20 protein-coding genes are annotated in these 24,572 nt (G+C 42.2%); 14 read left to right on the plus strand and 6 right to left on the minus strand.

From position 1 onward, the window contains the following. From pgl to pgi, 4 genes are read right to left on the minus strand one after another with little or no spacing between them, the layout of a single operon-like run. On the minus strand, nucleotides 1-714 hold the full coding sequence (gene pgl, locus FLL46_RS05200) for a 6-phosphogluconolactonase (protein WP_142892418.1): 714 nt from the start codon (nucleotides 712-714) through the stop codon (nucleotides 1-3). After that, the gene (gene zwf, locus FLL46_RS05205) at nucleotides 707-2,176 is read right to left on the minus strand and encodes a glucose-6-phosphate dehydrogenase (protein ID WP_142892419.1); all 1,470 of its coding nucleotides are present in this window, start codon (nucleotides 2,174-2,176) and stop codon (nucleotides 707-709) included. The genes pgl and zwf overlap by 8 nt, the downstream gene beginning before the upstream one ends. After that, complete coding sequence (gene edd, locus FLL46_RS05210) at nucleotides 2,169-4,085, minus strand: phosphogluconate dehydratase (protein WP_142892420.1); 1,917 nt, start codon at nucleotides 4,083-4,085, stop codon at nucleotides 2,169-2,171. Before edd ends, zwf begins: the two co-directional genes overlap by 8 nt. Before the next feature lie 42 nt (nucleotides 4,086-4,127). Beyond that, nucleotides 4,128-5,774: a glucose-6-phosphate isomerase gene (pgi, locus tag FLL46_RS05215; protein ID WP_142892421.1), complete on the minus strand. Its 1,647-nt coding sequence runs from the start codon at nucleotides 5,772-5,774 to the stop codon at nucleotides 4,128-4,130. A gap of 280 nt (nucleotides 5,775-6,054) precedes the next feature. On the opposite strand from pgi, the gene FLL46_RS05220 reads away from it, so the two are divergent. From FLL46_RS05220 to phoU, 6 genes are all read left to right on the plus strand, one after another. Next, nucleotides 6,055-7,092 (plus strand): LacI family DNA-binding transcriptional regulator, encoded by a 1,038-nt coding sequence (locus tag FLL46_RS05220; RefSeq protein ID WP_142892422.1) that lies wholly within the window; start codon nucleotides 6,055-6,057, stop codon nucleotides 7,090-7,092. 252 nt (nucleotides 7,093-7,344) lie between these two features. Then, entirely contained in the window at nucleotides 7,345-8,379 is a 1,035-nt protein-coding gene (locus FLL46_RS05225; RefSeq protein ID WP_142892423.1) for a PstS family phosphate ABC transporter substrate-binding protein, read from the plus strand. 73 nt (nucleotides 8,380-8,452) lie between these two features. Further along, entirely contained in the window at nucleotides 8,453-9,850 is a 1,398-nt protein-coding gene (gene pstC / locus FLL46_RS05230; RefSeq protein ID WP_142892424.1) for a phosphate ABC transporter permease subunit PstC, read from the plus strand. Then, nucleotides 9,843-11,147 (plus strand): phosphate ABC transporter permease PstA, encoded by a 1,305-nt coding sequence (gene pstA / locus FLL46_RS05235; RefSeq protein WP_142892425.1) that lies wholly within the window; start codon nucleotides 9,843-9,845, stop codon nucleotides 11,145-11,147. The genes pstC and pstA overlap by 8 nt, the downstream gene beginning before the upstream one ends. Before the next feature lie 17 nt (nucleotides 11,148-11,164). After that, entirely contained in the window at nucleotides 11,165-12,001 is an 837-nt protein-coding gene (gene pstB / locus FLL46_RS05240) for a phosphate ABC transporter ATP-binding protein PstB (protein WP_142892426.1), read from the plus strand. A 10-nt stretch (nucleotides 12,002-12,011) separates the two neighbouring features. Next, nucleotides 12,012-12,728, plus strand: a complete 717-nt coding sequence (gene phoU, locus FLL46_RS05245; RefSeq protein ID WP_142892427.1) for a phosphate signaling complex protein PhoU — start codon at nucleotides 12,012-12,014, stop codon at nucleotides 12,726-12,728. A gap of 60 nt (nucleotides 12,729-12,788) precedes the next feature. Here the strand turns inward: phoU and FLL46_RS05250 are convergent, their stop codons facing one another. Continuing rightward, the gene (locus tag FLL46_RS05250) at nucleotides 12,789-13,193 is read right to left on the minus strand and encodes an OsmC family protein (RefSeq protein WP_142892428.1); all 405 of its coding nucleotides are present in this window, start codon (nucleotides 13,191-13,193) and stop codon (nucleotides 12,789-12,791) included. A gap of 732 nt (nucleotides 13,194-13,925) precedes the next feature. Here FLL46_RS05250 and crp point away from each other — a divergent pair. Further along, the gene (gene crp, locus FLL46_RS05255; RefSeq protein ID WP_142892429.1) at nucleotides 13,926-14,582 is read left to right on the plus strand and encodes a cAMP-activated global transcriptional regulator CRP; all 657 of its coding nucleotides are present in this window, start codon (nucleotides 13,926-13,928) and stop codon (nucleotides 14,580-14,582) included. Nucleotides 14,583-14,775: 193 nt separating this feature from the next. Here crp and FLL46_RS05260 read toward each other — a convergent pair whose 3' ends face one another. Continuing rightward, on the minus strand, nucleotides 14,776-17,430 hold the full coding sequence (locus tag FLL46_RS05260) for a penicillin-binding protein 1A (RefSeq protein WP_142892430.1): 2,655 nt from the start codon (nucleotides 17,428-17,430) through the stop codon (nucleotides 14,776-14,778). 351 nt (nucleotides 17,431-17,781) lie between these two features. Between FLL46_RS05260 and FLL46_RS05265 the strand changes: the two genes are divergently transcribed. The 7 genes from FLL46_RS05265 (at nucleotide 17,782) to aroB (ending at nucleotide 24,418) form a co-directional block, all read left to right on the plus strand. Further along, nucleotides 17,782-18,849: a pilus assembly protein PilM gene (locus FLL46_RS05265; protein ID WP_142892431.1), complete on the plus strand. Its 1,068-nt coding sequence runs from the start codon at nucleotides 17,782-17,784 to the stop codon at nucleotides 18,847-18,849. Further along, nucleotides 18,849-19,415, plus strand: coding sequence for a PilN domain-containing protein (locus FLL46_RS05270; RefSeq protein ID WP_142892432.1), 567 nt, complete (start codon nucleotides 18,849-18,851; stop codon nucleotides 19,413-19,415). The genes FLL46_RS05265 and FLL46_RS05270 overlap by 1 nt, the downstream gene beginning before the upstream one ends. After that, a complete protein-coding gene (locus FLL46_RS05275) occupies nucleotides 19,415-20,032 on the plus strand; it encodes a type IV pilus inner membrane component PilO (protein WP_142892433.1) in 618 nt (205 codons plus the stop codon). The genes FLL46_RS05270 and FLL46_RS05275 overlap by 1 nt, the downstream gene beginning before the upstream one ends. 4 nt (nucleotides 20,033-20,036) lie before the next feature. Further along, nucleotides 20,037-20,606 (plus strand): pilus assembly protein PilP, encoded by a 570-nt coding sequence (locus tag FLL46_RS05280; RefSeq protein ID WP_142892434.1) that lies wholly within the window; start codon nucleotides 20,037-20,039, stop codon nucleotides 20,604-20,606. Between the two features lie 18 nt (nucleotides 20,607-20,624). After that, the gene (locus FLL46_RS05285) at nucleotides 20,625-22,718 is read left to right on the plus strand and encodes a type IV pilus secretin PilQ (protein WP_210418596.1); all 2,094 of its coding nucleotides are present in this window, start codon (nucleotides 20,625-20,627) and stop codon (nucleotides 22,716-22,718) included. 82 nt (nucleotides 22,719-22,800) lie between these two features. Then, nucleotides 22,801-23,325, plus strand: a complete 525-nt coding sequence (gene aroK, locus FLL46_RS05290) for a shikimate kinase AroK (protein ID WP_425456716.1) — start codon at nucleotides 22,801-22,803, stop codon at nucleotides 23,323-23,325. A 10-nt stretch (nucleotides 23,326-23,335) separates the two neighbouring features. After that, nucleotides 23,336-24,418, plus strand: a complete 1,083-nt coding sequence (gene aroB, locus FLL46_RS05295) for a 3-dehydroquinate synthase (RefSeq protein ID WP_142892435.1) — start codon at nucleotides 23,336-23,338, stop codon at nucleotides 24,416-24,418. The last annotated feature ends 154 nt before the right edge of the window (nucleotides 24,419-24,572 follow it).

A 24,572-nucleotide genomic window follows, 5' to 3' on the forward strand; every position in this document is an offset into this window, starting at 1 on the left:
TTAGGGCGCCCAATAAACAATGACGGGAGTTTGCGACTGCTGTAGAACAGCTCTGATTGGCATCTCGAAAATATCCTGGCCTGCTATCGCCTTTTTGTAAGTGTTCAACTTATCCTGGCCGGTAATCAGTAATTTGATTAAACGACTGTTGCTGATCGCATTGAGTGTTAAAGTCATTCTTTCCGTGAACTCGCCAGTAACGTCACTCGCTTTGGCGTTAATTGCACTACATAGTCGCTCTTTACTGGTAAGGGCTTCTTCTATACCTTGAGCATCAGGAAAAAGCGAGGCGGTGTGACCATCATTGCCCATACCGAGAATGGTCACGTCATAGGGAGCTTTTATTGCTTGGTACTGACGATTGACAACTTCTTCTGCGAGAGTCGCCTGTTCTTTCGGTAGTTTCATTTTTACCAGGCGAGAATTTCGAGCTCGGTTACGTAATAAATTTAATCGGATGAAGCGTTCATTGCTTGCCTCACTATCTTCTGCGACCCATCGCTCATCAACCATTGCAACTGTCACTTTATTCCAGGCGACATTGGTGTTGGATAGCGATTGGTATAATGGTTTCGGGGTTGAGCCGCCGGAGACCATTAGTGTTGCTTCGCTTCTTTGTTGAATCGCTTTTTCTAGTTGGTATTCTGTATTAGCGAGCAACGATTTTTGCATCGTTTGTTGATCGTCAAAGAAGCGCTCAATTAACTTAGTCATTAACATCTCCTTGGGAAGGGTTGTGCCAGTGTCGCCCGTCTTTTTGTAAAAGTTGATCAGCTGTGTGAGGCCCCCAACTTCCTGAACGATAAAGTTCAGGTTGATAATCAGTTTCCGCCCAACCTTGAATGATCGGATCGATCCATGCCCACGCATTATCAATTTCGTCGCGATGGATGAATAAGCTCGCGTCGTTTGCAATAACATCTAACAAAAGTCTTTTGTAGGCGTCGCTATAAAAGTTTTCACAATCTTGGGTCAGATTTAAATCTAATACTGCGGGCTGTAGTTTTGTTTCGGTTTGGCCTAGCTGCTTTGACGCTAGCTCAAGTTGAATTTTCTCATCTGGTTGTAACTTAATTGTTAGCTTGTTAGGCTCAACAAGGCTCGACTGATTTTTATAAATAGGGTGAGAAACAGGTTTAAATTGAACAACAATTTCTGCACTTCTTTGTTTGAGTCTTTTACCTGTTCGTAAGTAGAAAGGCACACCTGACCAGCGCCAGTTATCGACAAACGTTCTGATAGCAACAAATGTTTCGCAGAAACTCTCCGCTTTACCTAATTCTTCAAGATAGCCCGGCACCAGTTGTTGTTGAGACTCTCCGGTGACATACTGACCTCGAATGGTGTGTTCACGCACATTATCTTTGTCTATCTTCTGAAGTGCTTTTAGCACCTTAACCTTTTCTGTTCGGATGCTTTGGCTACCTAATTCATTCGGTGGTTCCATTGCAACGAGGCATAATAACTGCAATAAGTGATTTTGAACCATATCTCGTAATGCGCCTGCATCGTCATAGAAGCCAGCTCGACCTTCTAGTCCAACGGTTTCGCTGATTGAAATTTGAATGTGATCAATGGATTTTCTATCCCACATGTTTTCAAATAACAAGTTTGAGAATCTTAATACCATCAAGTTTTGGACTGTTTCTTTTCCGAGGTAATGATCGATTCGAAATACTTGCGACTCTTCAAAATAGTTAGCGACCTGCGAATTAATTTTTTCTGCAGAGTCTCGGTCATAACCGATCGGTTTTTCCAGTACGACTCGACTGTTTTCATTGATGATTTCGTGGTGGGATAATTGCTCGCAACACTTGGCAAAAAAAGCTGGCGCGATAGCCATGTAAAAGATCCGTTGTGCATCGCTTAAAGTATTTCGTAAATCACTCCATCCAGAGTTGGCATCGCTGATATCGAGTAATGTCGGATTAATGAGTTGTCTAAAGCTCGCCCAGTTTTCCTCACTATATTCACCTTCATTGAGGTGTTTTTTTAGCGCGCCCTCGCAAGTTGCCATATAATCATTGAGTTGTTTCTCACTGCGACAGCTCGGAAAAATTCGCGTGTTATCTGCTAAATTCTTTTCCACGAATGCACGGTACAATGCCGGTAGCAACTTACGTAGCGCCAGGTCTCCGGTTCCGCCAAAAATGACTAAATCTGTTGCTTCACTCATTTAAATTTTCTCTATTTTGTTCATCGTGGTAGTTAAAAACACATGCACCCTTATCTGCTGAATTGACGTTTTTTCGAAAAACATCAAATAATTCTCGCCCAATGCCATATTGATCATTCGTATGACTTTTTTTCACTGCGCCCCTTGATTGAAGTTCTACATCAGTTAATGCGACGGAAAGTTTCTGTGATTGGCAGTCGAGTGTAATCTGATCATCATCTCTGATTTGGCCAATTGGCCCGCCATCAACTGCTTCGGGTGTTAGATGGATTGCGGCAGGAACCTTACCCGAAGCACCTGACATTCTCCCGTCTGTGACCAGAGCGACTTTAAATCCTCTGTCTTGCAGTGAACCTAATATAGGCGTGAGTTTGTGCAACTCGGGCATACCATTGGCTTTTGGTCCCTGAAATATAATGACTGCGACAAAATCTTGCTCGAGTTCACCCGCATTAAAAGCTTCTATCATGGCTTCCTGAGACTCAAACACTTTAGCTGGTGCTTGAACAAATTGATGTTTTTCCTCAATTGCTGAAGTCTTTATCACCGATTGTCCGATATTACCTTCGAGCAATGTTAAGCCACCATTTGGCAAAAAGGGGGCGTTGACTGATCGTAAAATATCGAAATTTTTGGACAACCGAGAAGCTGTTTTCCATTGAAGCTTTTCGGTTGGTTTAGTGGCAGGATTCGCACCAGAGGTATCTGCTGTTTGAGCGATAACTGATGATGTTGCGAGTTGAGGGTTTTTACAATATGCAGAGAGTCCTGTTTCGCCCATTATCGTTTTTACATCGTCATTTAATAACCCAGCATCGAGCAGTTCAGAAATTAAGTAGGGCATTCCACCGGCCTGATGGAAATGATTAACATCCGCCTGGCCATTAGGGTAAACTCGACAGAGCAGCGGCACGATTTTTGACAGATCGGACATGTCTTCCCAGGTCAATTGAATACCTGCAGCACGAGCGATAGCAATCAGGTGAATGGTATGATTGGTTGACCCGCCGGTTGCGAGTAATCCAACTGTTCCGTTAACGATACTTTTTTCCGTAACAATTTCACTGAGATCGAAAATGGAATTATTGCGAGTTTGCTCGATATTATTCAGGAGTTGAAGAACTGCGTGTTGAGTAAGAGGCGTTCTAAGTTCGCTCTCAGGATTCTCAAAAGAACTTCCCGGAAGTTGCAGCCCCATGATTTCCATCAACATTTGATTGCTGTTTGCGGTTCCATAAAAAGTGCAAGTGCCGGGACTGTGGTAAGAGGCGCTTTCTGTTTCTAACAGTGTCTGCTCATCGACTTCACCATTGGCGAATTGTTGACGAACTTTGGCTTTCTCTTTGTTAGAGATACCTGATTTCATTGGGCCCGCCGGAATAAATATTCCAGGCAGGAAACCAAAAGACAGAGCCCCGATTAAAAGGCCGGGAACAATTTTATCGCAAATACCTAGATAAATTGCGCCATCAAACATTTGATGAGAGAGTGCAATGGCTGTTGACATGGCAATGTTGTCACGGCTAAACAGCGAGAGTTCCATTCCGGGTAGTCCTTGAGTCACACCATCACACATCGCAGGAACACCACCGGCAAATTGCGCGCTTGCGCCGTTTGAGTTTGCAATTTGTTTAATAATTTCTGGATAACTTTGGTAGGGCTGATGAGCCGATAACATATCATTATAAGCGCTGACAATACCTATGTTAGGAGCATTTGAGTTTGCTAACTTGTCTTTATCGCTTGAGTCGCATGCGGCAAATCCGTGGGCCAAATTTCCGCAACTTAGATTGCGTCGATAGGATCGACTTTGACGCTGTTGCTCTATTTTTTGCAAATAGGCACTTCTGCTTTTTTTGCTGCGATCAACGATGCGTTGAGTTATTTTTTCAATGTTTAAATCAGTCAATATTTTTTCTCTGATAATCTCGAGTTATTTTGTCTGGCATTTTTAATCTTGTTTGTTTCTCTTGTAGTATTCCATTAAATGCAGCGTTGAAGAATCATGCTCTACGTTCGCTTGCCCTTCGGTCAATTCAACCTGAATCTTTTCGGCAAGTCCTTTTCCAAGTTCAACGCCCCACTGATCAAAAGAACATATTTGTAATAAAATGCCTTGAACAAAAATTTTATGCTCGTACATTGCGATTAGTGCGCCGAGAGTCCAGGAGTCGAGCTTTTTTAATAAGATGGTATTTGTGGGACGATTTCCTGAATGAACTTTATGAGGAGCAAGTTGATCGATAAATCCCGGTTGCCTTCCTTTTACAGTTAGGTCAGCTCTTACTTGTTCTTCATTAACACCACACATTAACGCCTGCGTTTGTGCGAAGAAGTTTGCCATCAGCGTTTCGTGGTGACCTTTTACTGGGGTAGCACTTTCAATTGAACCAATAAAGTCAGCAGGAACAATATTTTTACTTTGATGAAGGTATTGATAAAAAGCGTGTTGCCCGTTGATACCTAAACCGCCCCAAATCGAAGCGACGGTCGGGTAGGTGACAGCTTCACCATTCCAGGTAACCGACTTTCCATTACTTTCCATTTCAGCTTGTTGGAGGTATGCCGCGAGCATATGGAGTGTTTGATCATAGGGCAAAATAGCGTGTGACTGACAGCCAAGAAAAGTTGTATTCCATACGGCGATTAGTGCCATCAAGACTGGCGCGTTTTTATCTAATGGTGCTGACTGAAAATGCTTATCCATTTCATGAGCCCCCTCCAGGAGCTCAATAAATTTTTCAAAGCCAAATTCTAATGCGATCGGCAAACCGATTGCTGACCATAATGAAAACCTACCGCCTACCCAGTTCCACATTCTGAAAATATTATCGGGATGAAATCCATATTCCTGAGCTTTGTCTGGTTTTGCCGTTACTGCGACAAAATGTTTACTAATCGCTTTGTCATCGAAAGCCGCAGAAACTAACCAGCGCATGGCAGTTTGTGCATTAGTCAGTGTTTCTGTGGTTGAAAAGGATTTTGAAGAAACGATGAAAAGAACCGTTTCTGGATTGAGCGGCCTTAGTACTTCTGCTATTTGTGTGCCGTCAACATTAGAAACATAGTGCGTGCGCACGCTATGATCACTTAAGTTTTTAAGTGCTTCAGTGACCATTTGTGGACCCAGGTTTGAACCACCGACACCGAGGTTGACAATATCTCTTATCGGTTTTCCTGTATAACCTCGCCAGTCGCCGCGTCTAACCTGACTGACAAAAGCTTCCATTCTGGTAAGTTCTTGTTCAACCTGTTCTGTTACATTTTCTCCGTCCAGGTAGACCGGGGTTTTAGAGCGATTTCTCAGCGAGGCATGTAATACCGCTCTATTTTCAGTTTTATTAATCCTGTCACCACTGAACATAGCATCACGCCAAGACTCTACTTCGGTTTCCTGCGCTAGTGCCAGTAACTTATCCATGGTTTCCTGAGTGATAAGATTTTTTGAGTAGTCGATTAAAAAGCGGTTGAGCTTGACAGAAAAATGTTCAAATCGTTGTTTATCTTCGGCAAACAAATCGCGCATATGGCGGTCTTTTATCTGTTTAGCGTGGGTTTCCAGCTCTTTCCAGCTATTTAGTGAAGTTCGACTCGCCATACATTTAACCTTTGGAATTAGTGAATATCGATTCCCCATCAGGGGATATTGGTGTCATTTGGTAAACAAACTCTACCCAACCTTATCTAGTGACTAAGTTACCTTAAAAATGACAGCGCTGTCAATTGGTGCGTAATATATTTTGATGATATAGTTTCGCAGTTTAATGGGGTGTATTTCTAATAGTTATAGCTTTCGATTAATAAAACTATATGACTTTGCGGACAAATCCCCTTGCTTTACTCGATCAGTTATTGATTATTAAAGGAAAGTTGCATTTATGAGCGTAACTATTAATGATGTCGCCAAGCATGCGGGCGTTTCTATGAAAACTGTGTCTCGTGTGATTAACAACGAGACATCAGTAAGGCAGGCAACGCACGATAAAGTCATGGCTTCAGTGAAAGCGTTGAACTATCGCCCGAACAACTCGGCGAGAAGCCTGGCTGGTACGCGCTCTTATACAATTGGCTTTATCTATGATAATCCGAACGCTTATTATGTCATCGACATGCAAAACGGTATTTTGTCTGAGTGTCGCAATCGCAACTATGAGTTGTTGATTCACCCATGCAACCACCAGTCTTCTGACTTGGAAGAAGAGCTAATTAATCTGATTAACCACTCAAGAATCGCAGGTGTCGTTCTGACACCGCCGTTCTCAGAAATGCCAAATGTCGCCAAAATACTCGATAATATGCAGCTACCGTTTGTACGAATTATTTCTGGTTCAGGAAAAGGAAAGCAGGCTGCGTCATGTATTTTTATTAATGACCATGAAGCGGCATATTCGATTACGCAACATTTGTTGGAGCTAGGGCACAAGAAAATTGGTTTTCTCTGCGGAGGAAAAGAGCATCACTCGAGTACTGAAAGGCTCGATGGATATCAAAAAGCGTTAAGAGATAATAGTATTCGACCCAGTAAGCAAATGGTGATTGAAGGAGAATATTCATTTAATTCCGGTGTAAAAGGGGCTAAAAAGCTACTGAATCGAAAAAATCGGCCGACCGCGATATTTGCCAGCAATGATGAAATGGCAGCCGGAGCATTATTTGCTGCAAGATTAATGGGGGTTTCTATTCCAGAAGAACTTTCGATTGTTGGATTTGAAGACAGCCCTTTTTCCCGCCAAACCTGGCCTAAGCTCACGACGGCTCATCAGCCAAACCAGTTTATTGCGCAACAAGCGGCAAATTTACTCATTTCTAAAGTTCAGGGACAATCGAAACAGCAGATTGAAGAGAAACACATGATCAGGAGCTTCAGTCCTGAGCTAGTTGTTAGGGATTCAACAGGTCCTGTCAAAAAAGCGTAAAATAGAATGTTATCTGTTTTGAGATATACAGGTAATGTTAATAAGTTGATATATATGAATATTAATGCCCATCATGGTCATGGAAGAAAGACTGCTTAATGGGTGATAGTGTAATAATCTCAGTTATTTTGCTGTATTTGTAATATTTTCGTCACAAAAGGTTCATATACTGCCCACATTGAAAATTTATGATGCATTTATCGTGTATTTGCTTGAGTTAAATGACATCTTTCAACCAATATGGGGAAAGTAATGAAAAAATCACTTATCATTTTGTCTATGGTTGCTGCGTCTAGCAATCTAATGGCTGCAGGTCGTGACACCATCAATGTTGTAGGGTCATCAACTGTTTATCCTTTTTCAACTGTTGTTGCTGAGCGTTTTGGCAAGAACACTGACTTCAAAACACCTAAAATTGAGTCAACTGGTACTGGCGGCGGCATGAAGCTATTCTGCGCTGGGACTGGTGTTGATACGCCTGATATGTCAAACGCGTCGCGTCGTATGAAAAAAAGCGAACTTGAGATGTGTCAGAAAAATGGTGTTAAAAGTATCACCGAAGTTTTAGTCGGTTATGATGGAATTGTTATCTCTAATTCAAAAGCATCAAAGCAATTTTCTATTTCACGCAAGGAGCTTTTCCTTGCTTTGGCTAAGGAAATTCCAGCAAAGGATGGCAGCGAAACTTTGATCGCAAACCCGTACAAAAAATGGAACGAAATTAATCCTGACCTTCCTGCGACCAAAATTGAAGTTTTAGGGCCTCCGCCAACATCTGGTACACGTGATGCGTTTGCTGAATTAGTTCTTGAAGGTGGTTGTAAGAAATTCCCATGGATTAAAGCCATGAAAAAGAAGAACAAAAAGAAGTACAAAACTATTTGTCACGCTGTTCGTGAAGATCACGTCTATATTGAAGCTGGTGAAAACGACAACTTGATTGTTCAAAAATTAACGAACAATCCTGATGCACTTGGAATTTTCGGTTTTAGTTTCCTTGATCAGAACTCTGACAAGCTTCAAGGATCGATGGTTGATGGTAAAGAGCCTAGCTTTGAGGCGATTGCTGATGGTTCTTACCCTGTATCGCGCCCATTATACTTCTACGTTAAAAACGCTCATGTTGGTAAAGTACCTGGTATTAAAGAGTTCTTGAAGGAGTATACTAGTGAAGCATCAATGGGAGACGAAGGCTATTTAACTGATAAAGGTTTGATTCCACTTGGAGAAGAAAAGTTAAATTCTATTCGCAAGGACGTATTATCTTTAAAATCTCTAAAGCTTTAGATTATACTTTGAGATTATTGTAGTTTTGAGAGGCAGCATTGAAATGCTGCCTCCTTTTTTTAGGGATGCGTAGATGAACTCCTCAACGCTCATTTTTGTTATTCTTTTTTTAGCATTATTTAGCTATTGGTTTGGTATTCAGCGATCAGTCAAAATGGCTGGAGGGATTACCAAAGTAAAATACCTGGCTTCACTTCCGCGACAATATGGTTTGTTGACGGCGCTTTGGTGTGGTTTGCCTGCACTCATTGTTTTATTTATATGGTCTGCCTTTGAATCCAGCGTATTAGAGTCTCTGTTAATTGGAGTATTACCAGCTGAAATACAGGCCCTGCCGAGCGCAGAGTTGGGCCTTTACCTCAATGACATCAAAATTATTGCAGCTGAACCTATTCTCGACCTGTCTTCTCAAAACGAAGCATTGGAAAAGTATCAGGCTGCGAATTATCTTCAAAATATTACCGCCAATGCCGCTTGGCTAAAAAGCGCTCTTATTGTTGTGGTTGCCTTGACTAGCGTTGGTTTTATTATTAGCCGGTTTAGCACTGAGTTTGGGGCTAGAGTTAAGCTCGAAAATATTGTTCGAGTGGTACTGATGGCATGTTCTGGAATAGCGGTTTTAACTACTCTGGGAATAATTCTTTCGGTACTATTCGAGTCTATTCAGTTCTTTAGCGCGGTTCCCCCATGGGAATTTCTGTTCGGAACTGAGTGGAGTCCACAAACGGCAATGCGAACTGATCAAGTGGCCGGTTCAGGCGCTTTTGGCGCTATTCCGTTGTTCGCCGGGACGCTGTTAATTACTGCCATTGCCATGGTTTTTTCGGTGCCGGTTGGATTAATGACTGCGATTTATCTTTCTCAGTACGCTTCTCCTAGATTACGTTCAATTGCTAAACCAATGTTAGAAATATTGGCTGGCGTACCAACCGTTGTTTACGGATTCTTCGCCGCATTAACTGTGGCCCCGTTCATTCGTGATACTGGCGATTTGATGGGACTTAGTGTCGCTTCAGAAAGTGCTTTAGCGGCTGGGATAGTGATGGGCATTATGATTATTCCTTTTGTTTCCTCGCTTTCTGATGATGCTATCAACGCGGTCCCTAAAGCATTGAAGGAAGGCTCATTAGGAATGGGGGCAACTTTGTCGGAAACGATCAAACTAGTGTTATTGCCTGCTGCAATCCCTGGAATTGTCGGCGCGATATTACTCGCTGTTTCGAGGGCTATCGGCGAAACCATGATTGTTGTAATGGCGGCAGGAATGGCTGCTAATTTGACGGCGAACCCACTGGAGTCAGTGACGACAGTTACCGTACAAATTGTCACCTTGTTAACTGGTGATCAGGAATTTGATAGTCCTAAAACTTTGGCTGCGTTTGCTTTAGGTCTGATGTTGTTCGTAACAACTTTAGCCCTTAATGTATTTGCCCTGAAAGTTGTAAGAAAGTATCGAGAGCAATATGACTGATAAAAATCCCGCTGATTCAAATTTAGCTGAGCAACTTTCAACGACCGAAAAAGTTGCTCTAAGTTTACGCAAACGTCACCGAAAGGAAAAACGCTTCCAGTGGGCTGGACTAATGGCTGTTGGATTAGGTTTTTTGCTGGTTGTGATATTAATTTCTGATATTGTGCTAAAGGCGCGCCCGGCGTTTCACCAACATTGGGTGAAATTGGAAGTTGAGTTTCGACAAGACTGGTTGGGAGTAACGTCGTCGGATCTTGCTGAGTTGAAGAAAGCCAATTATCGCTCAGTGCTAAGACGGTCATTATATGGAATGTTCCCTGATGTCAAAGGACGTCGGGACAAGCGTAGCCTGTTTAAGATGATAAGTACTAATGCTGAGTTTACAATTAAACAGTATTTGCTAGATACACCGACGAAGTTAGGCAAAACAGCAGAAGTTTGGGTCAGATTTGATGATGATATTGACAGTTATCTGAAAGATGATTACACCCCCGGAGAAGCTGGTCCAAGAGTAAGCAAGCAACAAGCACAATGGCTACAACAATTTTTAAATAAAGAGATTGTTGATAAGCGTTGGAATAGTGAATTTTTTACTAGCGGAGATTCTCGTGAGCCCGAGCTTGCTGGTGTTAGAGGAGCGTTAACCGGTACCTTGCTGACGATGTTAGTGACTTTACTTTTGTCGTTTCCTTTAGGTGTCGCCGCGGCGATTTACCTGGAGGAGTTTGCACCAAAAAATCGATGGACAGATATTATTGAAGTTAATATTAATAACTTAGCTGCAGTACCTTCTATTATATTCGGACTACTCGGATTAGCTGTCATCATCAATATTTTCGGGTTGCCGAGATCTGCCCCTCTCGTCGGGGGGATTGTACTGACATTGATGACACTACCAACTATTATTATCGCAAGCCGAGCTTCGATTAAAGCTGTACCGCCTTCGATTAGAGAAGCTGCTTTAGGTTTAGGAGCTTCGAAAATGCAAACTGCTTTTGGTCATGTTTTACCAATGGCAATGCCGGGAATATTAACCGGTACAATTATTGGTATGGCGCAGGCGCTTGGAGAAACCGCACCATTACTAATGATTGGTATGGTCGCTTTTATTGTCGACGTTCCTGCAGGTGTAACCGATGCAGCGACAGTTTTGCCGGTGCAAATTTATTTATGGGCTGATAGTCCTGAGCGGGCTTTTTTGGCCAAAACTTCTGCGGCAATACTTGTGCTATTAAGCTTTTTATTAATTATGAATTCTGTTGCGGCAATTTTGCGCAAGAAGTTTGAAAAAAACTAAGTAAGTAGGTAACAATAATGATTGATTTATCCTCATCAGAAAGTCTTGTTTCGGACGATATCGATCTCTCCAAAACCGTTGGTGAAATTTATGCTGACGACGCAAAAATGTCGATGCGTAATGTCAATGTTTTTTATGATGAAAAACAAGCAATAGATAATGTTAGTTTAGACTTGGCACGTAATCAGGTGACGGCATTAATTGGGCCATCCGGTTGCGGAAAGTCGACATTTTTACGTTGTCTTAATCGTATGAACGATACAATTCCAATTTGTCGGGTTGAAGGCGATTTGCGTCTTGAAGACGAAGATATTTATGCAAAAAAACTCGATCCAGTTTTGCTTCGGGCTCGTGTAGGCATGGTTTTTCAAAAACCAAACCCTTTTCCCAAATCAATTTACGACAACGTCGCGTATGGACCCAAAATACATGGATTAGCGACTAACAAAGCAGAGTTGGATGAAATTGTTGTTTCAAGTTTGCAGAGGGCTGGTCTATTTAATGAAGTTAAAGATCGGCTTGACGCACCAGGAACTGGGCTTTCAGGAGGACAACAACAGCGCTTATGCATTGCGCGAACGATTGCTGTCAGTCCAGAAGTTATTTTAATGGATGAGCCTGCATCTGCATTAGACCCCATTGCAACAGCTGTTATTGAAGAGTTAATTGACGAGTTGCGAGAAAAGTACACTATTGCCATTGTGACCCATTCCATGCAACAGGCTGCACGCGTATCGCAAACTACAGCCTATTTCCATATGGGAAAACTGGTTGAAATGGGAAAAACGGAACAGATTTTTACTAACCCTGTTCACGAATTAACCGAAAACTATATTACTGGCCGGTTTGGTTAGGGAGGGCGAAATGGAAAATGATCTAAATTTATCTCACCACATTTCCAAGCGTTTTAACGAAGAGCTGGAAGAAGTTCGTAATCAAGTACTAAAAATGGGTGGGGTGGTTGAGCAGCAAGTTCGTGAGGGCCTTAAGTCACTGCTGGATGCTGATCAGGGCTTAGCGCAGAGAGTTGTGGATACAGATATTGAAGTCAATACATTGGAAGTAGAAATTGACGAAAACTGCACGAAAATACTGGCAAGACGTCAACCGGCAGCAAGTGATTTGCGGTTGATGATTAGCATTATTAAAACGATTACAGATTTAGAAAGAATTGGCGACGAAGCCGCAAAGCTCGGAAAAAACGCATTAAAATTGCATGACGACGGTAAAATCGCACGGCAATTTATCGAACTCCGCCATTTAGGGGAACATGTTAGTGCGACTTTGAACAAAGCGCTGACCGCTTATGCTCGCCTGGATGTCAATGAGGCATTGGAGATCATACAAAATGACCGATTCATTGATGAAGAGTTTGATAATATTTCTCGTTTATTGATTACAAAAATGATGGAAGATCCACGGGAAATTAAAAGTGCACTGCGTATTTCCTGGTGTGCCAGAGCTCTAGAAAGAATCGGCGATCATACCAAAAACATCTGTGAATACATTGTTTATCTGGTGAAAGGCAAAGATGTCAGACACACCAGCATTGAAGAAATTAAGCAAACTATCACTGAATAGAGCGCCAACACTTTAACGTAATTCGTAGAGTTGGCTCGGAGTTAGCGGCAATTGTTGCTGCTAACTTGTGGTCTCTATGATCTCAAAGCTATGGCTAATCTCGACCGATTTTTGCAACATTAGCGATACAGAGCAATATTTTTCCATTGAAAGGTTACAGGCCCGTTCAACTTGAGGTTGTTTCAGGTTTTTACCTTGCACTTTGTAGTGGGCGTGAATTTTAGTGAATACTTTTGGGTCTGTTTCGGCTCTTTCAGCGGTTAACTCACAAATACAATCATCAATTTCCTGACGAGATTTTTGTAAAATCATCACCACATCAATAGAGGAACAACCGCCAACAGCCATCAAAATCATATGCATAGGAGAGGGAGCTTCACCTTCTCCGTCCATTGTTATTGTCTGGTTTGCTTCGTTAGTACCTTTAAAGGTTAAACCCTGTTGCCATTGGGTGACTACTTTCATTTTTTTCTCCAATTGAGATGGTCGATGCGTTGTTCTGCGTTAAGGCTAATTGCTTAGGATTGGGAATTTATCAAAAATAGTTGTTGAATGTCACAAAGAATAATTGTTTTTCCACGGCTAATATTAAATTCGGGTATAAGGAATTCAACTGACCATTTAAATTGACTGTTATTTCAATCAGTTAAAATCAATTATCTAAAATTAGTTAACGAAATAGTGGCTTTGTGAATTTCCTTAATCAAACTTTGGGTTAATTACTGACAGGTCCAGACTTAAATGTTATTTTTTTGACGCACGTCATGCTGCTCAGACAACTCAGTTGAATGCTGTCGAGTGGGCAGTTATTATTGCTTACGCGTTAATGATGTTAAAACCAAGTAAAATCAGTGAAGAAAAATATAGCGCAACGTCATGTCTCATGCGGCTATCGAAGAAATAGACTTACTACCAATAATAGTGATTGTGTGTTTTTCATTGCCCCTGTCAGATTCTCACGTTGCAGGTATATTTGAGGTTCGACTCGTTTTTCCCGGTTAAATAACAATAATTTAATGTAATGGACGTTTACGAAAACGTGCTAAAATTAAAACTTATTAGTGACTATACCTAAAGACTGTTACGTGGACTCTGTGCTTGATTATTAGCTTTTATGTTGAGTCAAAAGTGAATCGGTATCAGTTAAAAAGAAGTTAAAAGAAGATCATAAATCGGCAACAGATGGCGGATTCTGGCATGGCGTTAATAAAAGAACCATTGGTTTTACCTCATAATATTAAAAGTGATCCCACGTTAGAGTGGTTTGTTTCTCAATGTCACAAACGACGTTACGCACCCAAAACTACCATAATATTTGCAGGAGATAAGCCAGAAACCTTATATTTTCTCATTAAAGGTTCCGTCAGTGTTCTAATCGAAGACGATGATGGTAGAGAGCTGGTTCTAGCTTACTTAAACTCAGGCGATTTTTTTGGTGAAATGGGGCTGTTTGATAGTCTGAGCGATCGAAGTGCCTGGGTTAGAGCGAAAACTGAAACCGATGTAGCTGAAATCAGTTATGCCAGGTTTCAGGCATTAGTCAAAGAACAACCAGAAATTATGTTTCGGCTTGCAGAGCAAATGGCATTGCGATTGAGGAAAACTAGCCGCAAGGTTGGCGATTTGGCATTTATGGATGTCACTGGCCGTGTTGCGCGCGCCTTACTCGATTTGGCAAAAGAGCCAGATGCAATGACCCACCCTGACGGAATGCAGATTAAAGTGACCAGGCAAGAGTTAGGTAGAATTGTTGGATGTTCTCGAGAAATGGTTGGGCGAGTTTTAAAAGTACTGGAAGAGCAGGAACATATATCTGTAAAAGGCAAGACGATGGTGATTTACGGAACCCGCTAAACTGACTAAATACTTCGTTGCAAATTAGATTTAAATAAAAAGGCTGAGTTTTCAGCCTTTTTTGTCTTTGTCCTATCTAGAATTAAGCCCCTGAATGTTAGCCTGCTTTTTGATGAGTACCTCAAGGTCTTATGTGAATAATTATATTAATTTAGCTACGGCCTGGTTTTAACAGGGCTAACTTCCAATAGGACTAGAAGATACTTTCATCTTCTACCTTGTTTTCTTCCTGATTAAAGATATTTTCAATGGGTTTATCTGCGTACTCTGTTGGCGCATTTTCAGCTCGAAACATTTCGAACACCGGATTTTCGGTTAAGTTACTGGCAAGTAGACCTGTTTTAGGGTCTATTCTCACCGTAACGATGCCTTCTGGCCGTGAATGATTAGTTTCTGAAATGCCATGCAGTGCTTTTTCCATAAATTTTTGCCAAACAGGCAAAGCTGCTTTACCACCAAACTCTCTGACGCCGAGCTTTTTCGAGTGATCTTTAAAACCTACCCACGCAGTGGCGACATGTCTGGTATTGTAGCCGCTAAACCAGGCATCTTTCGCGTCATTCGTTGTTCCGGTTTTTCCTGCTAAATCGTTACGCTTTAGCAGCGGGCTTTTTGTCCTCGTTAATGTCGGCATCGCAGTTCCGCGGTGAATAACGTCTTTCAAAATATCGTTTATTAAAAAATGATTTCTTGCTTCAATGACTCTGGGGGCAATAAATTCTTCTGGTACAGGTAAAACAGGAAGATTGGAGAAGCTCTCCCCTGGCTTTTCGTTGACATCAACCTCTGGAGTCGTTCTTTCTGATTCTGCCGAGCCGTCAGGTAGTGCTGCATTTGAGCTCGCAATATTCGTCCTGTCATTAGCCTCCTGTTGCATAGTTTGCTCTGCGATTTCCTGAGCTTGCGCATTTTGTTGTGCAATAATCGTTTCGCATGTTTGGCACACCTGGATCGGTTGATGGTCGAATATGATTTGGCCATTCGCGTCTTCTACTCGCTTAATAAACCAGGAGTCGACTTTGTATCCGCCATTTGCCAATGTCGCATAGCCTGTGGCCACTTCAAGTGGTGTAAAAGAAGCTGAACCAAGCGCTAACGATAGATAAGGTGGCATATGCTCTGCCGGAAAACCTAATTGAGTCAGGTATTTTTTAGCGAAAACAGCGCCAATTTCTCTGATCAGCCTGACTGATACAGTATTCTTCGAATGCCTTAGACCAACGCGTAAACTCGTTGGACCGCGGTAGTTGTCGCTATCGTTTTTGGGACGCCAGAAATTTTCTGCGGTGATGTCAGCTTCGACAATTGGCATATCGTTTATCATAGACGCGGGCGTAAAGCGCTTTTCAAAGGCTGCAGAATATACGAAAGGCTTTATATTACTGCCGGGTTGGCGGCGCGCTTGTGTCACCATGTTAAATTTGCTTAATCCGTAGTCGTATCCGCCGACTAATACTTCGATTGCACCGTTATCTGGATTTAGCGAAACAAAGCCACCGCTCACATCCGGGATCTGCGACAAACGGTAGCGCTTTGTTGTGGTAATATTAGTTGGCGTATCTTCTGCAGGTGTTTCTTCCTTTTTGGGCGCTTGCTCAGGAACCCATCTGACTCGAATAAGCTCGCCTTTATTTAAGACCTGATCCACCGTTTTAACTCTCTTTCCCAAATGATTTTCGTCAACGTAGGCACGGGCCCATTTCACATCTGCCAAGGTTAGTTTCGCGACTTCATTATTTTTCAGAAGTATTGCTGCAGACTCTTCATCAACCTCTAGCACTAGAGCGGGCTCTAACGACCCTACTTTGGGGACATCCTCCAGCCACTGAAGCATTTCTTCCGGCGGTGTTTGCTCGGTTAGCTCAAAAGTATGTTCAGGGCCTCGGTACCCGTGCCTCTGGTCATATTCTTCGAGTCCGTCTACCAAAGCTTGTTGGGCATGAGCTTGAAGTTCGGCGTCTAAACTGGTGTACACTTTAAGGCCATCACTATAAGCGACTTCCTGCCCAAACCGTTCTACAGCGTAACGCCTGACCATTTCAGCTAAATAAGGCGCATCTACAGTCACTCTTGCGCCATGTTTGACCGCTGCGATAGGCGCGTTCATCGCGTTATCAAATCGTTCTTTTGTAATATGATTTTCGGTTAGCATTCGTCGTAATACGTGAGAACGCCGAGTCAGAGCGTGATCAGGATTGGAAACTGGATTATATTTTGATTCGCCTTTGGGAATTCCGGCTAATGTTGCAAGTTGCGGTAGTGTTAGCTGGTCAAGCGTCGAGCCATAATACACTTGAGCGGCCGCACCTAAACCGTAGGCGCGATGGCCAAAGTGAATTTTATTTAGATAAAGTTCTAGAATTTCATTTTTTGACAGTTCTGACTCGATTTTCCAGGCGAGGAACATTTCAGTAAATTTTCTGGAAAAACGCCTTTCTCTGCTCAAATAATAGTTTCGAGCAACCTGCATCGTAATGGTACTTCCTCCCTGGCTTTTGCTGCCCGTTAAAGCCAAGTTCACAATTGCCCGCAGCACGCCGTATAAGTCGACACCGGAATGCTCGTAAAAGCGTTGGTCTTCAGTGGATAATAAAGCATTTATGAAATCTCTGGGAACTTGGTCTAAAGTAATAGGTATTCGTCTTTTTTCACCAAATTCGGCGATGAGTTGATGGTCACTGGAATAGACTCGCATGGGCGTTTGCAGGCGTATTTTTCGAATTGATTCGACTTCTGGAAGCCCGGGTCCTACTGCCAAGTACAAGCCGATAAAACACATCGAGGCCATGAGCACAATCAGCGTTGCAATATAGGCAAATTTGGGTGCGAGATTAGATAAGCGCTTCATACGGGTATGGAATAATTTTCAGGTCATAATGATGTCGACAAAGTATATCGCTATTTGTTCGCCGCTTTAACCCGAAAGTTCATTCTTCTGGATTTATAATTAAGTTTTGGTTAATCGGTCACGGCTTTTTACATCGCATTTATTAGATAATTAGAGCAATTTTGACTTCGGTTAGATTGTTGTTGATCGCGCTTCCGTAAACGATAACCCTTGACAAGAATGTGAAATAGCGCCAAATTGAGTACATAAAAACAAAAAACAGGTGAATTTTCTTATAGTTAGCGCTATTATTTAAAGTAAATACGCAGTTTCTGCCTGTAACTGGATAAAACTGATAGGAAAACTATAATTATGCTGGCTAATTTATTCGGCGCAAAAAAGACCTCCCTGGTCGGTATAGATATTAGCTCGACAGCTTGTAAATTGCTTGAATTGGGTAAGGTCGGCTCTCGTTATCGTGTAGAAAGTTATGCTGTTGAACCGCTACCTCAAGATGCAATGGCCGATAGGGATATCCGTGATCCCGAGGTGATTGGGGAAGCCCTGAAGCGGGTAATAAGCCGTTCTGGTACGAGTTTAAAGCATGCGGCTGTTGCCGTTGCTGGTTCTTCTGTAATCACCAAAACTATTCAGATGGATAAGGGATTGAGTGAAGATGAAATGGAGCAGCAAATCGAAGTTGAAGCTGATCAATATATTCCCTACCCCTTAGAAGAGGTTGCCTTGGACTTTCAGGTGCTGGGCGAATCCGAAAAAGTGCCTGATAAAGTTGACGTGTTGTTAGCGGCATCGCGATCAGAAAATGTTTATAGCCGTGTTGATGCGCTGGAATTAGCTGGACTCACTGCTAAAGTTGTCGATGTTGAAGCTTATTCCATTGAGCGCTCTTTTAAACTGCTCGCTAATCAGTTACCTGATCAGGGGGAAGGGCAAATCATTGCAGTTGCAGACATCGGCGCAACCAATACCAGTCTTAGCGTGATGGAAGATTTTAATACTATCTATACTCGTGAGCAGACTTTCGGCGGTTCTCAATTAACTGAAGAAATTCAGCGTCGTTATGGATTATCGTTTGAAGAAGCTGGCATGGCGAAAAAGCAAGGCGGTCTACCTGATGACTATGAGCCAGAGGTACTTGAGCCTTTTAAAGAAGCTATCATTCAGCAAGTCAGCCGTTCGCTGCAATTTTTCTATGGTTCCAGTCAGTATGGTGAAGTTGACCATATTGTGCTTGCCGGTGGTTGTTCAATCATCGATGGACTTGAAGAAATGATAGAAGAAAGGTTGGGAACTACAGCATCTATTGCCAATCCATTTGCTGATATGTCTTTATCGTCGAAGGTAAACGCGCAAGCATTAAGCTCAGACGCACCATCCCTGGTGATTTGTTGTGGCCTGGCATTGAGGAGTTTTGACTGATGGCAAATATTAACTTACTCCCTTGGCGAGAAGAGCTACGTCAGGAAAAGCAGAGACAATTCCTAAGTATCTTGGGACTTGTGGCAATTTTAGGCGTGGCTTTTATGTGGGCGGTATATACCTATTACAGCACCCAGCTCGATAATCAACGACAAAGAAATAACTATCTTCAATCAGAAATTCGCAAACTCGATTCAAAAATCAAAGAAATTCAAACTCTGGAAAAAGAAAGACAACAACTGGTTGAGAGGATGAATTTAATTCAGGATTTACAAAAAAGTCGCCCTCAGGTCGTTCACGTATTTGATGAAATTGTGGGAACTATGCCTGAAGGAGTTAATCTGGCCTCGATTGAACGTAAAGATAAAGATTTGATTTTAAATGGAGTGGCGGAATCCGGTCCTCGAATTTCTAAGTTTATGCGTAATATCTCCACGTCTAAATGGCTTGAGTTGGGCCCTCTGGAAGAAATTAGTGGTGATAAGAATTCTGGTGCAAATCGAAAGAATTTTGTTTTAAAAACAAAGATTAGCTCTCCTTCGCAAGATGAAGAGGTAAAACAATAATGGAATTAGATGATTTAAAAAATTTAGATATCAGCGATATCGATTTTAATAATATGGGGTCATGGCCGATGCCTGCTAAGGCGATAATGGCCGCATTGGTATTCGGTGTTGTTATTGGCGTTGGTTACTATTTATTCGTTGGTGACCAGACACAGCGATTAGTTGATATTGAAAGGAAAGAAGTTGACTTTAAAAAAGAGTTTGAGAGAAAGCAGGCAAAAGCAGTCAACTTAGAAGATTATAAGCGTCAGATGAAAACTATCCAGGATAGCTTTAAAACTCTGCTACAACAACTCCCCAAATCAAGTGAAATGGCAGGGTTGGTTGACGAGTTTTCCTATGCTGCGACAGGTGCTGGTTGTGAAATTATCGATGTGAAATTTTTGCCAGAAGTTGATTCGGAGTTTTATGCTGAAAAGCCGATTCAAATCCAAGTATCTGGAGGATATCATCAGCTCGCTGATTTCATTAGTAGAGTGTCCAGGTTGCCGCGTATTGTAACTTTGCACAATTTCAACATAACACTTGGTGATGGCGATGTTCCTTCTTCACCCGGGGAGAAGTTATTGTTGATGTCGATAACAGCCAAGACCTATCGATCGGACACGGAGGAATAATAAGATGAAGTCTGTGTTTAGATTTGAGTTCGCATCAATCAATAAGAAGCTGGCGATAATTATCGGCGCACTTACGCTATCTGCATGTTCTGGTAATACTGATGATTTGCGTTCCTGGGTAGAAACCATAAAGGCAAGACCGCCCGGTAGAATTGAGCCGATGCCGGAAGTTCGGGAATATAAACCTCACGATTATGCTTCGGCTCATCTAAAAAGCCCGTTTTCTGAATTGGAACCAGAGTTGGAGACTCAACTTCAAGCGTTACACGATGGTTGCGATGAGTCTGTCAGACCTGATACCACTCGACGCAAAGAGGATCTAGAGCGCTATTCGCTCGATTCAATGGAAATGGTGGGATTAGTTAATAACAATGAACGGAGCTGGGGGTTAGTTCGCATGACTGCAGGTCCTGCGGAAGGCAATGTTTTTCATGTTAGTGTCGGCAATTATCTCGGGATTAATCACGGTCGAATTCTGAATATTGACGAACAACAAATTGAAATTACGACTTTAGTTCCTGATAGCAAAGGCTGTTGGGAAAAACGTACTGTATATATGGCGCTTGCTCAGTAGCGAGCATTAGGAGTGATTATGTTTTATTGGGGCAAAATAAATAAAGTTATTCAAGGAGCATGGGCAATGTTTACTGGCCAGTTTAAGTATCTCTTGATGATCATCGCTGCTTTTTCAAGTGTGAATTTGTTTGCCACTGAAATCCAGGATATTAGTTTTAATGTGATGCCTGGTGATAGAGTGGAGATTCGTGTGAAAATGGATTCGCCGCCACCTAGTTTTAATGAAATCACAACGGTTAATCCGGCGCGGATCTGGATGGATCTCGATGGTGTCTCTAGCGCACTCTCTCGTAAAACCCAAAGTATTGGCATCGGTGTTACTCGCTCAGTAACGGCTGTTGAAGCTGGTGGAAAGACTCGACTGGTTGTTAATTTAGTGGAAATGGCTCCTTATACTTCCAGAGTTGATGGCAATGATCTGGTTTTGACCGTTGGATATGGAGAAGAGGTCGCGGCAAAAGGGGGTTTCAATAGTTCTCAAACCACTGCGCAAACGTCGGCTGCCCCAAGTGGTGATGACATTGTAAGTATTGATTTCAGAAGAGGTGAGCTTGGTGAGGGTAGAGTAGTCATCGAACTTGCCAATTCAAACCTTGGAATCGATTTGCGTCAGGAAGGCCGTACTATCCTGGCAGATTTTGTTAACGCTAAAATCTCTAATGATTTGATTCGAAAATTAGACGTTATTGATTTTGCAACCCCTGCAAAGCTCATATCAACCAGCCGGGTTGGTGGAAATACAAGAATAGCAATCGATACGCTTGATGAGTTTGAATACTTGGCGTATCAGGCTGACAATACCTATGTTATTGAGCTTAAGCCTTTAACACCGGAAGAGATTGAGCGCAAAAAACTTGATGAGCCAGTTTACACAGGTGAGAGACTTTCCCTTAATTTCCAGGATATACCTGTTAGGGCAGTATTAGCGATTATCGCTGAATTTACCGGTCTTAATCTGGTAACCAGCGACACAGTCTCAGGAACCATTACCTTAAGACTACAAACTGTTCCCTGGGATCAAGCGCTTGATATCGTTTTGAAAACCAAAGGATTAGATAAGCGGCAAAATGGCAATGTGATGCTCGTCGCACCAGCTGAAGAAATTGCCGCGCGCGAAACATTAGAGCTTCAAACCGAAAAACAAATCGAGCAATTAGCACCGCTTAGATCAGAATTTATACAAGTTAACTATGCCAAAGCAGAATCATTGTCCGATTTGATTAAAACTAAGGGTGCCAATTACCTTTCTAACCGAGGTAGTGTTTCGGTCGATGAGAGAACGAATCATTTGCTAGTTCAGGATACTGCAAAGAAATTAGAACAAATTCGATTAATGGTTCGTACTCTTGATGTTCCGGTTCGGCAGGTATTAATCGAATCACGTGTTGTGGTTGCTGATGACGGTTTTGACCATGAACTAGGTGTCAGGGTTGGTGTTACGGACAGAGGATCTGATGGTGCTATCTCTGGTACTGCTGCGGGATCAAGTGGTGTATTTTTCGATAATGATCCTTCAGATCGAACATTCGCTGTTGATTTACCTGCGAGTGCTGAAAACGCGGCAAGTTTTGGGTTAACTGTGGCGAGATTATCTGAAGGCACAATTCTTGACCTTGAATTGTCAGCTCTAGAAACCGAAAACCGAGGTGAAGTTATTGCTTCGCCGCGAGTTATTACTGCCAATCAAAAGGAGGCATACATAGAATCAGGTGAAGAAATTCCCTATTTAACAGCAAGTAGTGCAGGAAATACGACCGTTACCTGGAGAAAAGCAGTATTAAGTCTAAAGGTGACTCCACAAATCACCCCAGATGATCGTATAATCCTAGACTTGCAGGTAAATCAAGATACGCGAGGTGAAGATGTGCTTAACATCGGGCCTGCGATCAATACCCGCGAAGTCGGTACTCAGGTTCTTGTTGAGAATGGTGAGACCGTAGTATTAGGTGGTGTTTACCAGCAGCGTACCAATCGGGATGTTTCCAAGGTTCCATTTCTTGGCGACTTACCTGGAATTGGGGCATTATTTCGCTCAACTAAAGATTCTTCGGCTAAACAAGAATTGCTAATGTTTGTTACGCCGAAAATTGTTAAAGAATCTATTAGGTAACTGAACACTATTAATAGCGTGGTAAGACCCGCCTAGGCGGGTTCTTGCGTTTCTAATGTGGGGATTTTAGTAGTAAAAGCATATGATGAAAGGTAAAAGAAACATATTCTTAATTGGGCCAATGGGTGCCGGAAAGACCACAATCGGTAAACAATTAGCCCAGAATTTACACCTGGAATTTGTAGATTCGGATCAGGAAATCGAAGCCCGCACCGGCGCACCTATCGACTGGATATTTGATATTGAAGGTGAAGACGGATTCAGAAAGCGAGAAAAATCGATTATTTCAGAACTCACTCAGCGTCAGGGAATTGTTCTTGCCACTGGTGGAGGTGCGGTCATTGAATCTGAGAACCGCACTTTTCTGGCTGGTCGAGGCATCGTCGTCTACTTGGAAACGTCAATCGAGCAGCAGGTAGAACGTACTCGAAGAGACAAGCGTCGCCCATTGTTGCAAAGTTCGGAAGATCCTGAAGCGACACTAGTGCAACTTCATACGGAGCGGGATAAGTTATACCGTGAAATTGCCGATATTGTAGTAGCGACTAACGAAAATTCAATCAAATCGGTTGCTAATAAAATCGTATCTCAAATCGGTGAAGGATAATTAGTTGAATATGCGTCAGTTAGCATTAGATTTAGGTGAGCGAAGTTACGGCATCTATATAAAAGAGGGATTGCTGACTGATTCGCAACTTTTTAGTCAGTTTTGTCGTGGTGAAAACATACTCATACTATCCAATGATATGGTTGCGCCGCTGTATTTTGAGCAACTCAAAACTTCCTTACCAGATAAAACAATCCATCAATTTATTTTGCCTGACGGTGAAATTTATAAGAACCTATCTCATTACTCCGAAGTGCTTGATTACTTGGTAACACAAGGTTTCCGACGGAACGATACACTGATAGCGCTTGGTGGCGGGGTCGTTGGTGATTTGGGCGGATTTGTTGCCGCTAGTTATCAGCGTGGTATGGGATTTATTCAGGTTCCAACGAGTTTACTGGCTCAGGTTGATTCATCTGTTGGAGGAAAAACGGCAGTTAACCATCCACTTGGTAAAAATATGATAGGGGCTTTTTATCAACCGCTAGCTGTCATCATTGATACGAATACACTCGACTCATTACCAGAAAAAGAATTCGTTTCGGGTCTCGCAGAAGTCGCAAAATATGCAATGCTCGGTGCTAATGAAGTCAACAAGCTATTAACGGAAGATACCGCTGCGGTCTTGGCGAGAGACAAAACGAAACTAGCAGATTTGATTTACTATAGTTGTGCGAAAAAGGCTCAAGTAGTTGCAGAAGATGAAGAAGAGAAAGGAAATCGAGCGCTGTTAAATTTGGGACATACATTCGGTCACGCGTTAGAGCGATTGACAGATTATAAACGCTATTTACACGGCGAAGCGGTCGCAATTGGCATACACATAGCGATCAACTTATCACTTGAAAAAACATTGATTGCGCCAAAAACTGCAGAACTTTATAGAAACTTGCTTAATAAGCTTGGATTGCCTGACAAAGCTGAGATTGTAGCGAACACTGGCGATTTTCTGGAAGCAATGAAGCTCGATAAAAAGAATGTTAGTGACAAATATCGATTAGTTTTACCCACCGATAGCGCATGTGTTATTGTTGAGGAAGATGATATTGAGATGATGGGACGGGCAATTACTCAACAATTAGTGGCAGCCTAATTAAATTCAGTGCGTCACTGCATTTGTTGTATTTAAAAGTAAGTTTAACTCCGAACTTAACGAACTCATAATTAGCGGTATTTAGAGATACCATGCAGCTAATCGTATTGTGTTTACAGCAGGTCTATTTAAGTTAAGGTGCTGTTATTTAAAA

Source organism: Aliikangiella coralliicola (genome assembly GCF_007004725.1).
Lineage (GTDB): Bacteria > Pseudomonadota > Gammaproteobacteria > Enterobacterales > Kangiellaceae > Aliikangiella > Aliikangiella coralliicola.